At 61.5% G+C, this 14980-nt stretch carries 14 protein-coding genes and 1 pseudogene; all 15 read right to left on the bottom strand.

Annotated elements, in window-relative coordinates; translation table 11 throughout:
* Positions 1 to 35: 35 nt before the first annotated feature.
* The 15 genes and pseudogenes from ureC to AC1DHT_RS20355 all read right to left on the bottom strand — a co-directional run bounded on the left by ureC (position 36) and on the right by AC1DHT_RS20355 (position 14906).
* Positions 36 to 1736, bottom strand: coding sequence for an urease subunit alpha (gene ureC / locus AC1DHT_RS20425; RefSeq protein ID WP_103317037.1), 1701 nt, complete (start codon positions 1734 to 1736; stop codon positions 36 to 38).
* A 148-nt stretch (positions 1737 to 1884) separates the two neighbouring features.
* Entirely contained in the window at positions 1885 to 2190 is a 306-nt protein-coding gene (locus AC1DHT_RS20420) for an urease subunit beta (protein ID WP_427538197.1), read from the bottom strand.
* Positions 2187 to 2720 carry a GNAT family N-acetyltransferase gene (locus AC1DHT_RS20415; protein ID WP_427538194.1) on the bottom strand — a complete coding sequence of 178 codons (534 nt, stop codon included), beginning with the start codon at positions 2718 to 2720 and terminating at the stop codon, positions 2187 to 2189. The genes AC1DHT_RS20420 and AC1DHT_RS20415 overlap by 4 nt, the downstream gene beginning before the upstream one ends.
* 6 nt (positions 2721 to 2726) lie before the next feature.
* Complete coding sequence (locus tag AC1DHT_RS20410) at positions 2727 to 3260, bottom strand: GNAT family N-acetyltransferase (protein WP_427538191.1); 534 nt, start codon at positions 3258 to 3260, stop codon at positions 2727 to 2729.
* Between the two features lie 9 nt (positions 3261 to 3269).
* The gene (gene ureA / locus AC1DHT_RS20405) at positions 3270 to 3572 is read right to left on the bottom strand and encodes an urease subunit gamma (RefSeq protein WP_019693787.1); all 303 of its coding nucleotides are present in this window, start codon (positions 3570 to 3572) and stop codon (positions 3270 to 3272) included.
* Between the two features lie 201 nt (positions 3573 to 3773).
* Positions 3774 to 4613, bottom strand: a complete 840-nt coding sequence (locus AC1DHT_RS20400) for an urease accessory protein UreD (protein WP_427538188.1) — start codon at positions 4611 to 4613, stop codon at positions 3774 to 3776.
* A gap of 31 nt (positions 4614 to 4644) precedes the next feature.
* Positions 4645 to 5343 carry an urea ABC transporter ATP-binding subunit UrtE gene (gene urtE, locus AC1DHT_RS20395; protein WP_427538185.1) on the bottom strand — a complete coding sequence of 233 codons (699 nt, stop codon included), beginning with the start codon at positions 5341 to 5343 and terminating at the stop codon, positions 4645 to 4647.
* Between the two features lie 134 nt (positions 5344 to 5477).
* Positions 5478 to 6347, bottom strand: a complete 870-nt coding sequence (gene urtD / locus AC1DHT_RS20390; RefSeq protein WP_427538182.1) for an urea ABC transporter ATP-binding protein UrtD — start codon at positions 6345 to 6347, stop codon at positions 5478 to 5480.
* Positions 6344 to 7423 carry an urea ABC transporter permease subunit UrtC gene (gene urtC, locus AC1DHT_RS20385; protein ID WP_477761443.1) on the bottom strand — a complete coding sequence of 360 codons (1080 nt, stop codon included), beginning with the start codon at positions 7421 to 7423 and terminating at the stop codon, positions 6344 to 6346. The genes urtD and urtC overlap by 4 nt, the downstream gene beginning before the upstream one ends.
* Positions 7423 to 8925 carry an urea ABC transporter permease subunit UrtB gene (urtB, locus tag AC1DHT_RS20380; protein WP_427538176.1) on the bottom strand — a complete coding sequence of 501 codons (1503 nt, stop codon included), beginning with the start codon at positions 8923 to 8925 and terminating at the stop codon, positions 7423 to 7425. Before urtB ends, urtC begins: the two co-directional genes overlap by 1 nt.
* Positions 8926 to 9145: 220 nt before the next feature.
* Entirely contained in the window at positions 9146 to 10411 is a 1266-nt protein-coding gene (urtA, locus tag AC1DHT_RS20375; protein ID WP_477761442.1) for an urea ABC transporter substrate-binding protein, read from the bottom strand.
* A gap of 283 nt (positions 10412 to 10694) precedes the next feature.
* Entirely contained in the window at positions 10695 to 11705 is a 1011-nt protein-coding gene (locus AC1DHT_RS20370; RefSeq protein ID WP_427538172.1) for a FecCD family ABC transporter permease, read from the bottom strand.
* The gene (locus AC1DHT_RS20365) at positions 11702 to 12661 is read right to left on the bottom strand and encodes an ABC transporter substrate-binding protein (protein WP_477761441.1); all 960 of its coding nucleotides are present in this window, start codon (positions 12659 to 12661) and stop codon (positions 11702 to 11704) included. Before AC1DHT_RS20365 ends, AC1DHT_RS20370 begins: the two co-directional genes overlap by 4 nt.
* Before the next feature lies 1 nt (position 12662).
* Positions 12663 to 13445, bottom strand: a pseudogene (locus AC1DHT_RS20360) (ABC transporter ATP-binding protein); the annotation flags it as partial.
* Between the two features lie 78 nt (positions 13446 to 13523).
* Entirely contained in the window at positions 13524 to 14906 is a 1383-nt protein-coding gene (locus tag AC1DHT_RS20355) for a PepSY-associated TM helix domain-containing protein (protein WP_427538167.1), read from the bottom strand.
* Positions 14907 to 14980: the final 74 nt, after the last annotated feature.

Below are 14980 nucleotides of genomic sequence, written 5' to 3'. Positions count from 1 at the left end.
GATCTTCGTGCCGGTTTTTTATGTGTGAGCGAACCTCAAAACAAGAAGTAGCGCTGCGCCATCGGCAGCACATCCGCCGGCTCACACCAGAGCAAAACACCGTCGGCCCTGACCTGATAAGTCTGCGGATCGACATCGATGTTCGGCAGATAGTCGTTGTGGATCAGGTCGGTCTTCTGTACCTCGCGGCAACCTTTGACCACGGCGATTTTCTTTTTCAGCCCCAGCGCTTCGGGAAGGCCCGCGTCCTGCGCCGCCTGGCTGATGAACGTCAGGCTGGTGGCGTGCAGCGAGCCACCATAGCTGGCGAACATCGGGCGGTAGTGCACCGGTTGCGGTGTTGGGATCGAGGCGTTGGCGTCGCCCATCAGGCTGGCCGCGATGGCGCCGCCCTTGAGGATCAGCGTCGGTTTGACCCCGAAAAACGCCGGGCGCCAGAGCACCAGGTCGGCCCATTTACCGACTTCGATCGAGCCCACTTCATGGCTGATGCCGTGAGTGATCGCCGGGTTGATGGTGTATTTGGCGATGTAGCGTTTGACGCGGAAGTTGTCGTTGCCCTCGCCATCACCTGCCAGTGCGCCACGCTGCTTTTTCATCTTGTCGGCGGTTTGCCAGGTGCGGGTGATGACTTCACCGACGCGGCCCATGGCCTGGCTGTCGGAGCTGATCATCGAGAACGCGCCGAGGTCGTGAAGGATGTCTTCGGCTGCAATCGTCTCGCGGCGAATACGGCTTTCGGCGAAAGCCACGTCTTCGGCAATACTCGGGTCCAGGTGGTGGCAGACCATCAGCATGTCGAGGTGTTCGTCGATGGTGTTGCGAGTGAATGGCCGGGTCGGGTTGGTCGAACTCGGCAGCACGTTGGCAAATCCACAGGCCTTGATGATGTCTGGCGCATGGCCGCCACCAGCACCTTCAGTGTGGTAGGTGTGAATGGTCCGCCCCTTGAACGCGGCGAGGGTGGTTTCGACGAAACCGGATTCGTTCAGGGTGTCGGTGTGGATCGCCACCTGTACGTCGAACTGGTCGGCGACGTTCAGGCAGTTGTCGATGCTCGCCGGCGTGGTGCCCCAGTCTTCGTGCAGCTTGAGGCCGATAGCCCCGGCCTTGACCTGCTCGATCAGCGGCTCCGGCAGGCTGGCGTTGCCCTTGCCGGTGAGGCCGATGTTCATCGGGAACGCGTCCGCCGCTTGCAGCATGCGCGCCAGGTGCCAAGGCCCGGAGGTGCAGGTGGTGGCGTTGGTGCCCGTCGCCGGCCCCGTGCCGCCGCCGATCATGGTGGTGACGCCGCTCATCAATGCTTCTTCGATCTGCTGCGGGCAGATGAAGTGGATGTGCGTGTCGACACCGCCCGCCGTGAGGATCATCCCTTCGCCGGCGATCACTTCGGTGCTGGCGCCGACCGCGATGGTCACGTTCGGCTGGACGTCCGGGTTGCCGGCCTTGCCGATCGCCGCAATGCGTCCATCCTTGAGGCCGACGTCGGCTTTGACGATGCCCCAATGGTCGATGATCAGCGCGTTGGTGATCAGCGTGTCGACCACTTCCGCAGCCAGTAACTGGCTTTGACCCTGGCCATCGCGGATCACTTTGCCGCCGCCGAATTTCACCTCTTCACCGTAGGTGGTGAAGTCTTTTTCGACTTCGATCCACAGCTCGGTGTCGGCCAGGCGGACCTTGTCACCGACGGTGGGGCCGAACATGTCGGCGTAGGCTTGACGGGAAATCTTCATGTGCTTGCCTTGGGATTCAATTGATTTTGAGACCGCTCGCGTAGCTCGCTATCGCAGCCTCGCGCTGCTCGACAGCTCCTACAGGGGAATGCGATCAACTGTGGGAGCGAGCCTGCTCGCGATTGGGTCGGTGGAGACGCCGCATGATTTAAAGGTCGCCCATGATCCTGCCGGCAAACCCGAACACCCGGCGATGCCCGGCCAGGTCCACCAGCTCGACCACGCGGCTCTGCCCTGGCTCGAAGCGCACGGCGGTGCCGGCCGGGATGTTCAGGCGCATGCCACGGCTGGCGGCACGGTCGAACGTCAGGGCGTCGTTGGTTTCGAAAAAGTGGTAGTGCGAACCGACCTGAATCGGCCGGTCACCGCTGTTGGCCACGGTCAGGCTCAGGGTGCGACGGCCGGCGTTGAGCTCGATGTCGCCTTGCTTGATCTGATATTCGCCAGGAATCATTCGGGTTGTCCCAGAGTCTTGTAGTAGATGGCGGTCGGGGTGTAACGACCGTCCGGGCTTTGGCAGTAATTGGGCAATTCACCGACACGGGTGTAGCCCAGGGATTGATAGAACGCTTCGGCCGCCGACCCCGCTTGGGTGTCGAGGTACAGCAGGCCACGTTTGTGCTGACGCGCGGCAAGCTCCACAGCATTCATCAGTTGTTGCGCCAGGCCGCGTCGCCGCGTGTCATGGCGCACCTGCAGCTTTTGCACTTCGGCGCGATTGCGGCCGTTGGCTTTCTGGCACAGGGCCAGTTGCACGCTGGCCAGGACCTTTTCATCGTGAACCACTACCCACAGCAACAGACTGCCGTCCTCGAGTCCGGCCTGGACACTGTTGATGTAGGCGCGGGCCTGGGCATCATCAAGGTCGGCCATGAAGCCGATCGAGGCGCCGTGCTGCACGGCGTCAAACAGCAAATCGATCAAGCCCTGACGGTAGTGCGCAAAGCTTTCGGTGTTCACGCGTCGCAGTTGGGCAGTGTTCATGACATATCACTCCTTGTTGGCGACGGGCGGCTCCGCGCCCGGATTGAGGATCAGCTGCATGAAGGTCAGGTCGAGCCAACGGCCGAACTTGGTACCCACTTGCGGCATGTGCCCGGTGGTGGTGAATCCGATCCGCTCGTGCAGGCGAATCGAGGCGGCGTTAGCGCTTTCGATGGCGGCGACCATCACGTGTTTGTCGCAGTCCCTGGCGCGTTCGATCAGCACGTCCATCAACTGTGGGCCGAGGCCATTGCCGCGCTGATCACTGCGCACGTACACCGAATGTTCGACGGTGTGACGGAAACCGTCGAACGGCCGCCAGTCGCCGAATGAGGCATAACCGAGCACGCTGTTGTCGGCGTCGACAATCACCAGAACAGGGTAGCCCTGGGATTGCCGGGTGCTGAACCAGGCCTGGCGGTTGGCGAGGTCCACGGCCTGTTCGTTCCAGATCGCGGTCGTATTGAGGACMGCGTCGTTGTAGATGTCGCGGATCGCCGGCAGGTCGGCGGATACGGCATCACGAATGTGAAAAGTCATGGCGCAGCCTCAGACGATGGGTTGGTGGACGGTGACCAGTTTGGTGCCGTCGGGAAAGGTCGCCTCGACCTGGATCTCCGGGATCATTTCCGGGATGCCTTCCATCACTTGCTCGCGGTTCAGCAGGGTGGTGCCGTAGTGCATCAGTTCGGCGACCGTCTGGCCGTCGCGTGCGCCTTCGAGCAGCGCCGCGGAAATGTAGGCCATCGCTTCCGGGTAATTGAGTTTCACGCCACGGGCCAAACGCCGCTCGGCGACCAGGCCGGCGGTGAAGATCAGCAGCTTGTCTTTTTCGCGTGGGGTCAGGTCCATCGTTAAAAATCCGTATTGGGCAGTTAAAAAAAACAGCGACTCGATCCCTGTAGCAGCTGGCGCAGCCTGCGTTCGGCTGCGCAGCAGTCGTAAAACCTGCCAATGCGTTGTGTCAGGTAGACCGCGTCAGACAGATCACGACTGCTTCGCAGCCGAACGCAGGCTGCGCCAGCTGCTACGGGGATCGTGTGCGCAGTCATGTCAGGTGCTCCAGATTCTGGGGGGGACTGCTTCGCGGCCGAGCAGGGCCGGTCTGAGCAGTTTCCACAAATCAATCAGCCAGCCTCGCGCCAGTAATGCTTCACTGGCCAGGCAACGGGCGACTAACAGCCCCGGCAACTGGGTCAGATCCCCGCGCACCTCATTGGGCAACGAGCGGCATTTCTCCAGTAAATCGCTGTCGATTTCACCCGTCACCAGCAACGTCGCAAATACTGGCTGGCCATCCAGCCCTATTGGCGAATCAAGCAAGCCGTCATTCCCGACAATGCGCTGGCGTTCGTGCCAGAGCAACTGGCCGTCGCGGCGGATTTCCAGCTGTGACTGAAAGTGCCCGCGCTCGAAGCGTTCGCCGCTGGCCGGGCGACCCAGCGCCACCACGTCCCAATAGAACAGCCGCGCGTCACCTTGCAGTTCAATCGACGTGCTGAGCTCAGCCTGGGCGGCGCTGAACACGATGGTTTCCTGCGGCAGCCACTCCAGCGTGGCACCGGCGGCGACGTTCAAGTCGAGCCGCTGATAGGCTGGCCCGGCAGCGCGATACCACTTGGCGGCACCTGGGCTGGTCAACTGCGCCCAGGCGTTGGCACCGACACTGGCCGCGATGTCCAGCCGATCACCACCGGCAATGCCGCCGGGCGGGTGGACGATGATGTGCTGGCACACCTCGGGGCCTTCGGCGTACAGGTGTTTTTGCACCCGCAGCGGGCCTTTGTGGCGACGCAGGACCGGGCGCGTGCTATCGCCGAAGCGGGCGTAGCCGAGCTCCAGCTCGGCGTGCCAGCAGGGTGTGAACAGTGCGGTTTGCGCAAGAGCAGTCATATATTTTTAATTATCGTCAGGACGCTACAGACTAGATCGTAACCAGTCCGCGCACACCCTCGGCTTCCATATTTTCTCCGCGGCCTTGCTGGACGATCTCGCCCCGGGACATCACCAGGTACTGATCGGCCAGCTCGGCGGCGAAGTCGTAGAACTGCTCGACCAGCAGGATCGCCATGTCACCCCGTGATGCGAGCTTTTTGATCACCGCGCCAATCTCCTTGATCACCGACGGCTGAATGCCTTCGGTGGGCTCGTCGAGGATCAGCAAGCGTGGCCGACTGGCCAGTGCGCGACCGATGGCCAATTGTTGTTGCTGACCGCCCGACAAGTCGCCACCGCGGCGTTGCTTCATTTGCAGCAAGACCGGGAACAGCTCGTAGATGAATGCGGGGACCTCTTTGGCCTCGGAACCCGGGAAGCGCGACAGGCCCATCAGCAGGTTTTCTTCCACCGTCAGCCGCCCGAAAATCTCCCGGCCTTGCGGCACGTAAGCGATGCCGGCGTGAACCCGTTGATGCGGCTTGAACGAGGTGATCGGTTGACCTTCCCAATTCACTGCGCCTTCCTTGGCGGGCAACAGACCCATCAGGCATTTGAGCAAAGTGGTCTTGCCGACGCCGTTGCGCCCAAGCAGGCAGGTGACTTCACCGACCTTCACCTCAAAGCTCAGGCCCCGCAGGATGTGGCTACCGCCGTAGTACTGGTGCAGCTTGTCGACTTGCAGCATGTTCAATTCCCTTGTAGTTCACACAACCCCTGTGGGAGCGAGCCTGCTCGCGATGACGGGTGCATATCCAACATCAATGTCGACAGATGCACAGCTATCGCGAGCAGGCTCGCTCCCACAAAAAGCCGATCGCGTTATCGGCCGAGATACACCTCGATCACCCGCTCGTTGTCCTGCACCTGTGCAAGCGACCCTTCGGCCAGCACGCTGCCCTGATGCAGCACCGTGACGTGGTCGGCAATCGAACCGACGAAGCCCATGTCGTGCTCCACCACCATCAGCGAATGCTTGCCGGCCAGGCTTTTGAACAGCTCGGCGGTGAATTCGGTTTCGGCGTCGGTCATGCCCGCCACCGGTTCATCGAGCAGCAGCAGTTGCGGGTCCTGCATCAGCAACATGCCGATTTCCAGAAACTGCTTCTGCCCGTGCGACAGCAGGCCGGCCGGGCGATTGACCGAGCTGGTCAGGCGAATGGTCTCCAGCACCTCGCAGATGCGATCTTTTTGTTCGCCACTCAGACGAGCCCGCAGGCTGGCCCACACCGACTTGTCGGTTTTCTGCGCCAGCTCAAGGTTTTCAAACACGCTCAAGGCTTCGAACACCGTCGGCTTCTGGAACTTGCGGCCGATCCCGGACTGGGCGATCTGCACTTCACTCATCCGTGTCAGGTCCAGGGTTTCACCGAACCAGGCATTGCCGTGACTGGGCCGGGTCTTGCCGGTGATCACGTCCATCAGCGTGGTTTTGCCGGCGCCGTTGGGGCCGATGATGCAGCGCAGTTCGCCGACACCGATGTACAGGTTCAAGGCGTTGAGTGCCTTGAAACCATCGAAACTGACGCTGATGTCCTCAAGGGTGAGGATGGTGCCGTGGAGGGTGTTCAGGCCTTTTTCGACACGTTGCCCCAGGCCGATGGCCTCGCGGCTGCTGCCGGCGTCCTTGTTAGGCTCCGGTGGAAAAAAGACTGGTTCGAGCATGAATTCCGCCGTTGGTGTGATTCTCATTGTTCACCTCTTTTTTTCAGCAAACCGATCACGCCTTTGGGCAGGTACAAGGTCACGACGATGAACAGCGCGCCGAGGAAGAACAGCCAGTATTCGGGAAAGGCCACGGTGAACCAGCTCTTCATGCCATTGACCACACCCGCGCCGAGCAGCGGCCCGATCAACGTGCCGCGCCCGCCGAGCGCGACCCACACGGCGGCTTCGATGGAGTTGGTCGGCGACATTTCGCTGGGGTTGATGATCCCCACTTGCGGCACATACAGCGCACCGGCCAGACCGCACAGCACGGCGCTCAAGACCCAGACAAACAGCTTGAAACCGCGTGGGTCGTAGCCGCAGAACATCAGGCGGTTTTCCGCGTCGCGCAGGGCGGTCAATACCCGGCCGAACTTGCTTTGCGCCAAGCACCAGCCGATGAACAGACTGGCGACCAACAGCAGCACCGTGGTGACGAACAGCACCGCGCGTGTGCCCGGCTCAGTGATGCCGAAGCCGAGAATCGTGCGGAAATTGGTGAAGCCGTTGTTGCCGCCAAACCCGGTCTCGTTGCGGAAAAACAGCAGCATCCCGGCGAAGGTCAGGRCCTGGGTCATGATCGAGAAGTACACGCCCTTGATCCGCGAACGGAAGGCGAAGAAGCCGAACACCAGCGCCAGCAAACCCGGCGCCAGCACCACCAGGCACATCGCCCAGATAAAGCTGCTGGTGCCGGTCCAGTACCACGGCAGTTCGGTCCACGAGAGGAAGGTCATGAACGCCGGCAGGCCATCGCCCGAAGCCTGGCGCATCAGGTACATACCCATCGCGTAACCACCAAGGGCAAAGAACAAACCATGGCCCAGGGACAGCAACCCGGCGTAACCCCAGACCAGATCCAGGGCCAGGGCGACGATGGCGTAGCAAAGAATCTTGCCGACCAGCGTCAGTGTGTAGGCCGAGACGTGAAACGCATTGTCGGCAGGCAGCAATGACAGCAGCGGCAGCGCCAGCAACAGCGCGAGAATCACCGCGCCCAGCGCTATCGTGACTTTGGGGCCGGCCTTTTGCGTGGCCGTGAGCATCAGGGGCTGGTTCATCAGTCGATCACCCGTCCTTTGAGTGCGAAGAGTCCTTGCGGGCGTTTCTGAATGAACAGAATGATCAACGCGAGGATCAGGATCTTGCCGAGTACGGCGCCGATTTGCGGTTCAAGAATCTTGTTGGCAATCCCCAGGCCGAAGGCGGCGAGCACACTGCCGGCCAACTGACCAACGCCGCCGAGCACCACCACCAGGAACGAGTCGATGATGTAGCTCTGACCGAGGTCCGGGCCGACGTTGCCGACCTGACTCAGGGCCACGCCGCCAAGCCCGGCGATACCCGAGCCGAGGCCGAAGGCGAGCATGTCGACGCGCCCGGTGGGCACGCCGCAGCAGGCGGCCATGTTGCGGTTCTGGGTGACTGCGCGCACGTTCAAACCGAGGCGGGTCTTGTTCAGCAGCAGCCAGGTCAGCACCACCACAAACAGCGCAAACGCGATAATCACGATGCGGTTGTACGGCAACACCAGATTGGGCAATACCTGAATCCCGCCCGAGAGCCAGGCCGGGTTCGCCACTTCGACGTTCTGCGCACCGAACAACAGACGCACCAGCTGAATCAACATCAGGCTGATGCCCCAGGTGGCGAGCAGGGTTTCCAGCGGTCGGCCGTAGAGGTGGCGAATCACCGTGCGCTCCAGTGCCATACCGATGCCGGCGGTGACAAAAAACGCCACCGGCAACGCGATCAGCGGATAGAACTCGATCGCTTGCGGGGCGAAGCGCTGGAACAGCAGCTGCACTACGTAAGTCGAGTAAGCCCCGAGCATCAGCATCTCGCCGTGGGCCATGTTGATCACCCCCAGCAGGCCGAAAGTGATCGCCAGACCGAGGGCCGCCAACAGCAGGATCGAGCCCAGGGACATGCCGCTGAAGGCCTGGCCGAGGAGCTCACCGAACAGCAGTTTGCGTTTGACTTGCGCCAGGCTGGTTTCGGCAGCGGTGTGCACCGTGGTGTCGGCTTCGACGCCGGGTTGGAGCAAACCTTCGAGACGGGTGCGGGCCAGCGGGTCGCCGGTTTCACCCAGAAGGCGCACTGCGGCGAGGCGCACGGCCGGATCGGCGTCTACCAGTTGCAGATTGGCCAACGCCAGACTCAGGGCGGCGTGAACGCTCGGGTCTTTTTCGCCAGCCAGTTGCTGGTCGAGGAACTTCAACTGCGCCGGTTTGGCGCTTTTTTGCAGTTGTTGCGCGGCGCTCAAGCGCACTTTGGTGTCAGCGGCGAGCAGTTGATGACTGGCCAACGCAGTGTCGATCAAGCCCCGCAGGCGATTGTTCAGACGCAGGGTCTTGGCTTCGCCGTCGACGGTCAACTGGCCTTGTTGCAGGGCGTTGATCAGCTCGATGCGTGCCGGGTCGGGTTGCGCGGCCCAGGTTTCCAATAGCTTGGCTTGCTGCACCGGATTGGCCGCGACAAAGTCTTCGGCGTCCCCGGCATGGGCGGCCATCGGCAACAGCAGTGCGATGGCGAGTATGAAGCGGGAAAGGGCAGTGGGCATTAGCGGTGTTCCTGTTCAATCGACCCCTCACCCCAACCCTCTCCCCAGAGGGGAGAGGGGGCTGACCGAGGTGTTTGGCCGAGCAACTGCGACCTGCAAGTAGGGGGCGAACTCGGGCTTTGAAAAGTATGGAGATCGGCTCCCTTTCCCCCTCTCCCCCTTGGGGAGAGGGTTGGGGTGAGGGGTGGATCTCAAACCCACCCGAAATTCCAGATCAGCCTCAGTTGCTCTTCACCGCATACTCCGGCTTCTTGTCGTTGCCCGGTATGAACGGGCTCCACGGCTGCGCGCGGATCGGGCCTTCGGTCTGCCAGACCACGTTKAACTGACCGTCGGCCTGGATCTCGCCGATCATCACCGGCTTGTGCAGGTGGTGGTTGGTCTTGTCCATGGTCAGGGTGTAGCCCGACGGCGCGGCGAAGGTCTGGCCGGCCAACGCTTCACGGACCTTGTCGACATCGGTGGACTTGGCTTTTTCGGCGGCCTGCGCCCACATGTGGATGCCGACGTAGGTGGCCTCCATCGGGTCGTTGGTTACCGCTTTGTCAGCGCCCGGCAGGTTGTGTTTTTTGGCGTAGGCTTTCCAGTCGGCGACGAACTTCTGGTTCACCGGGTTTTCCACCGACTCGAAGTAGTTCCACGCGGCGAGGTTGCCTACCAGCGGTTTGGTGTCGATGCCGCGCAGTTCTTCTTCGCCCACCGAGAAGGCCACGACCGGAACATCGGTGGCTTTCAGGCCCTGGTTGGCCAGTTCTTTATAGAACGGCACGTTGGAGTCGCCGTTGACCGTGGAGATGACCGCCGTCTTGCCGCCCGCCGAGAATTTTTTGATGTTGGCGACGATGGTTTGATAGTCGCTGTGGCCGAACGGCGTGTAGACCTCTTCGATGTCCTTGTCAGCCACACCTTTGGAGTGCAGGAACGAGCGCAGGATCTTGTTGGTGGTGCGCGGGTAGACATAGTCGGTGCCGAGCAGGAAGTAGCGCTTGGCGCTGCCGCCTTCTTCGCTCATCAGGTATTCCACTGCCGGGATCGCCTGCTGGTTCGGCGCGGCACCGGTGTAGAAGACGTTCGGCGACATCTCTTCGCCTTCGTACTGCACCGGGTAGAACAGTAGGCCATTGAGCTCTTCGAACACCGGCAATACCGATTTACGCGACACCGAGGTCCAGCAGCCGAACACCACCGCGACCTTGTCCTGGGTCAGCAACTGCCGGCCCTTTTCCGCGAACAGTGGCCAGTTCGACGCCGGGTCGACCACTACCGGTTCAAGCATCTTGCCGTTGACCCCGCCCTTGGCATTGATTTCGTCGATGGTCATCAGCGCCATGTCTTTGAGCGAGGTTTCGGAGATCGCCATGGTCCCGGACAACGAATGCAGAATCCCGACCTTGATGGTCTCGGCGGCCTGGACAGTCCAGGTCATACCCATCGCGGCAATGCTTGCCGATAGTGTGAAAGCCTTGATCAAACTGCGACGCTTCATTGTGCGATCTCCATGAACTTATGAGTTTTCTTGGTTGGCAGATGCGGACTACTGAAGGGTCTTTAGCAAGGGCTGTGCCCGGTCGGAAAAAGGCAGGGAAATGTCGTATTAGAGCGGTTGCATGGTTTGCTGGCGCACCATGAAAGAACGTGTCTGGTGTGCTGGTGCGCGAAGGTGCGCCACATTAGGGCGCCGAGTACGATGACGGTGTGTCAGTCGCTATCAATGCTGACTGATCCACCGCTATCGCGAGCAGGCTCGCTCCCACAGGTTCGGTGCTCGATCAGCGGCGGCGCATCAGGCCGATGAAGAACAGTCCACCAATGGCGGCGGTGGCCACACCTATCGGCAGATCTTCCGGTGCAATCATAGTTCGTGCTGCTACGTCGACCCACACCAGAAACACACTGCCGAGCAACACGCATACCGGCAGCAATCTGCGATGTTCCGCCCCGACGAGGCGTCGGGCAATGTGCGGCACCATCAGCCCGACAAAACCAATGGAGCCGCTGATCGAGACCAGCACCCCGGTCATCAACGACGCAATCACAAACACCCGCAACCGCACGGTGCGAGCATTCAGGCCGAGTGTGACAGCGGTTTGCTCGCCAGCCATCAAGGCATTCAGCGGCCGGGCCATGCCCAGCAGTAACACCAGCCCGAGCAGCACGCTGGCCGCTGGCACTGCCAGCAACTCCCAACGCGCCAGACCGAGACCGCCGAGCATCCAGAACATCACCGCAGAACTGGCGCGGTGGTCGCCGAGAAACAGCAGCAAGTTGGCGACCGCCATCATCACGAACGACACTGCCACCCCGCACAGCAGCAGCCGATCGCTGTCCAGCCGACCATTGCGGTTGGCGATCGCCAGGACGAGCAGCATGCTCGACAGCGCACCGATGAATGCAGCAATCGGCAAGGTCAGCAGGCCGACGATCTCGCCCACATGCAGCACCACGATTACCGCGCCAAGGGTCGCGCCGGAGGTCACTCCGAGCAAGTGCGGATCGGCCAACGGATTGCGCGTGACGGCTTGCAGCACCGCGCCGATCAGCGCCAGCCCGGCGCCCACCAGCGCGCCGAGCAGCATGCGCGGTACGCGGATCAGCCAGACGATATGCTCCTGGCCGGCACTCCAGTTCACCTCGCCAATCCCGAATGCCTGATGCAGCAGAATCCGCCAGACCACGTCCACCGGCACCCTTGCTGCACCAAAGCCCAGCGACACCACACAAGACACCAGCAACAGCGCACCGAGGGCAACCAGCAACAAGGCATAACGACGATTGATCATTCGCCGTGAAAACCCTTGGCCAGTGTTTCAACCGCCAGCACGTTGTCGATCCCCGGTGTGGCTTGCACGTAAGGGATGACGATGAAGCGCTGGTTCTTGATCGCGTCTACCGATTGCAGGGCCTTGTTGTTCAGCAGAAATTGTTCCTTTTGCTCGGCGCTGACTTCGCCGTAGTCGACGATCACGATCACCTGCGGGTTGCGCTCAACCACGTTTTCCCAGTTGACCCGGGTCCAGCTCGCGTCGACATCGTCGAGAATATTGCGCCCGCCGGCGGCGTCGATCAGCGCTTGCGGCATCCCCAGGCGGCCCGAGGTCATGGCCCGGTCTTCGCCGCTGTCGTAGAGGAACACCCGCGGTTTTTCACTCGGCAGGTTTTTGCGAACCTCCGCCACTTGCGCCTGCATGTCGCTGATCAAACGGTTGGCGCGATCCTGTACGTCGAAGATCTTGCCGAGGTTGCGCAGGTCGTTGTAGGTGTCGTCCAGGCTGGCCGCCGAGCGCTTCATTACGAAGGTGCACGACTCGCTCAGTTCATAGACGTTGATCCCCAGCGGCCCGAGGGTTTGCGGGGTCAGGTCGCCACCAATGCGCATGCCGTAATCCCAACCGGCGAAGAAGAAATCGACGTTGGCGTTGAGCAGGGTTTCCACCGATGGGTACTTGGCGGCGAGTTCCGGCAGGCCGTCGAGAATGTTCTGCATCTCGGGGGTCACGGCTTTCCAGCCACTGATGCCGCTGTAGCCGACCATCCGGGGTTTGAGGCCGAGGGCGAGCATCATCTGGGTCATGTTGATGTCGTGACTGAGGGCATGTTTTGGCGCCTCCTTGAACGTCACTTCACGGTTGCAGCTCTGAATCGTCAACGGGTAGCGGGTCGCTTCGGCGAATGCCTGGGCGCTGCCCAGCAGCAGGGCGATGGACAGGCTGGAGCGGAGCAGGGTGCGCAAAGTCATGTTGGGTTATCCAGGTAATTCGGGGGTAGCCGGAGAGCGGGTGTTCATCGATCAGCGCTTCGACGCCGAACACTTCACGCAGCAACGTGGTGGTCAGCACTTGTTTTGGCGTGCCGCTGGCGACGATGCGTCCGTGGTTGATCACGTACAGCCGATCGCAGAAGGCCGCGGCCAGGTTGAGGTCGTGGATGCTCGCCAGGGTGCCGATCTGCAAGCGCTTGACCAGTTGCAGCAGTTCGAGCTGATAGCGTGGATCGAGGTGGTTGGTCGGTTCGTCGAGGATCAGCAATTGCGGTTGCTGAGCCAGGGCGCGGGCGAGTATGACGCGTTGTTTTTCGCCGCCCGACAGCGTGGCGAAGGCGTGATCTTCGAAGCCTTTGAGGCCCACCGATTCCAGTGCCTGTTCAGCAATTCGACGGTCTTCCAGCGTATCGCCATCAAACAGGCCTTTGTGTGGTGTGCGGCCCATGGCGACCACTTCCTCGACGGTCAGGCCGAAGGCATCGGGGAACTCCTGCAATACCACCGCAATGCGTTGCGCACACCAGCGCGACGACTGCTTCCAGACGTTGTGATGGGCCAGATGCACCTCACCGGATTCCGGTTTGCTGAACCGGTAGGCACAGCGCAACAGGCTGGTCTTGCCGCTGCCGTTGGGCCCGATCAAGCCGACGAACTCACCGGCCGCCACGTACAGGCTGGCCTCACGCAGCTGGAACTGGTGATGACAGTGGCCATGGCCCAGCGGTGTCCAGGCGAGATGAGTGAGGTTCAGCGAGGTCATTGCATGCTCGTTCGGCGGGTGTTCGCAGCGGGCCGACATTGTAAGGTCAACCGCGCTGCTATAGGCATCTCGCTGTCTTCAGGATGAAGATGAGGCCGATTCAGGCTGGTGGTTCAAGCGCGACAAGAGCACGCGGTCCAGCAGCCACACCACGATCAGCGAAGCGCCCACCAACGGGAATATCACCGCCAATGCGAGGATGATCACCACCCCGGTTTTCCAGGTCGGCAGGTCATGCCGCAACGGTGGAACGCCGAGTTTTCCTTGTGGGCGGCGCTTCCACCAGATCACTACACCGCTGACGGCGCTGAGCAGGATCATCAGGCAGATCAGCAACACGACGATCTGGTTGAATGGTCCGAACAGCTTGCCTTCATGCAGCATCACGCCCATCTCCGTGGCGCGGGCGACGTTGCCGTAATGCTGCCAGCGCACGTCGGCCAGCACTTCACCGCTGTACTGGTCGACATGCAGGGTGGCGTCGTTGCGTGGGTCGTCGGCGAACACGGCGATGGTGAACACGCCGCTGGCGGTGGTCGGGAAGGTGATGCTGTAACCCGGTTCGATGTTGCGTTGAACGGCAATGTCCTGCACGTCTTGCAGGCTGATGGTCGGCGCCGCCGGGGCGCTGCTGCCACCGTTGTGCGCCATGTGTTCGGCGTGGTCGCCGGACATCGGCATCGGCGTGTTTTCCATGGCCCAGGGCACGGTCTGGCGGGTTGCGGTGTTGAGGCTGCGGGCCTCTTGGTCGGATTTCGGTACGTTATTCCACATGGCTGCCGGGAAGCGGTTCCAGACTTCAGCGTATTGCTTGCCCCAGAAACCGGTCCAGGTCATGCCGCTGAGCAGCATCACCAGCAGAAACGCCGCGCCCCAGAACCCGGTCACGGCGTGCAGATCACGCCAGAGCACACGTCCGCGAGTGCTGAATCGCGGCCACACGATCCCCGCACCGGTTCGCCCGCGTGGCCACCACAGGAACATCCCCGACACCACCAGCACGACGCCCCAGCCAGCCGCGAGTTCGACCAGCCGATCACCGACGGTGCCGATCATCAACTCACCGTGAATGGCCCGGGCGATGGCTTGCAGGTTTCTCTTCGCGTCCTGCTCACCGAGGATATCGGCGTGATACGGATCGATGAAGACGTTGAGCTCGCTGCCGGCATTTATAACGACAAACTGCGCACTGCGCTCGGCATTGACTGGTGGCAGGTACTGCTTGATCTGGCCCTGTGGATAAGCCTCTTTGACACGGCGCAGCAACTCATCGGCACTGACGGTGTGATGGCCGGCCGGCACATTGAGCAGGCTGCCGTACATCAGTGGGTCGAGTTGCGGTTTGAACAGGTAAACGATGCCGGTCAAGGCCAGCATCACCATGAATGGCGCAACGAACAGCCCGGCATAAAAATGCCAGCGCCAGGCCAGGTTGTAGAAATTCGGTTTGGGTTGTTTCATCAGGTGCTCCGCTTGGCGTGGATCTTTGTTGTTTGTTTGCGGTTGCTGCGCAACCGATCGCGAGCATTCGAGCG

This window comes from Pseudomonas sp. 05N432 (assembly GCF_056396945.1).
The sequence above is the reverse complement of the archived record's forward strand: the minus strand, read 5'-3'. Positions and strand labels throughout refer to the sequence as shown.